The 566-nt window shown below is 67.8% G+C and carries 1 protein-coding gene; it reads right to left on the bottom strand.

All coding sequences use genetic code 11. The features are described from left to right. Positions 1-319, bottom strand: a 319-nt coding sequence (locus R0J92_RS21585) for a hypothetical protein (RefSeq protein WP_411053141.1), incomplete at its 3' end; no start/stop codon positions are given. Positions 320-566 lie beyond the last annotated feature (247 nt).

The following is a 566-nucleotide window of genomic DNA, read 5'->3' as shown; positions in this document are numbered from 1 at the left end:
CGAGCTTGCCGATGCCGGGGATGGCCGCCTCCAGCGCGTCCTCGCGCCGCTTGGCGATATCGGCGGCGTTGATGCCCTTGCTGGGGGCGACACCGTAGGCCGCGCCGCCCGCCTTGGGCGCTTCAGCCGTGGCGGATGCTGCGTGTTGATACAGCGCCTTACGCCCGCTGGACGTGGTGCGCTTCGCCTTGGCTTTCGCCTTCACCACGTCGGCCTCGACTGCTTCATCGCCGGACAGGGCGGCCCGAACGGCTTGCGCCACGATGGCATTGAGCTGGTCGGGGGTGAGGTTGCCGGTCTGTTGGGTCTTCGAGGCCATGAGAATCCCTTTCCCGGGGGGGGTGAGAGCGCCGGAACGTCGCCGGCGGTGAAACCACGACGGGGGGAGTTAGCCCACGCCGTGGCGATGACCACAGCAGAACGTCGTTTCGCATGGGATGGCGGGGACAAGTCTCAAGCCGTCCCATGCGCCCCTGATGGTGGCCGGGGTTACCTTTGGCGGTTCGTGCGGATCAACAGGCGGGGGCCATCATCACGCATCGCGGTTTGCCAGTGCTGCCCGAGCG

It is taken from the genome of Tritonibacter sp. SIMBA_163 (assembly GCF_046535935.1).
Taxonomy (GTDB): domain Bacteria; phylum Pseudomonadota; class Alphaproteobacteria; order Rhodobacterales; family Rhodobacteraceae; genus Epibacterium; species Epibacterium scottomollicae.
Note: the sequence above shows the minus strand (reverse complement) of the source record. Positions and strands in the feature narration are given on the sequence as shown.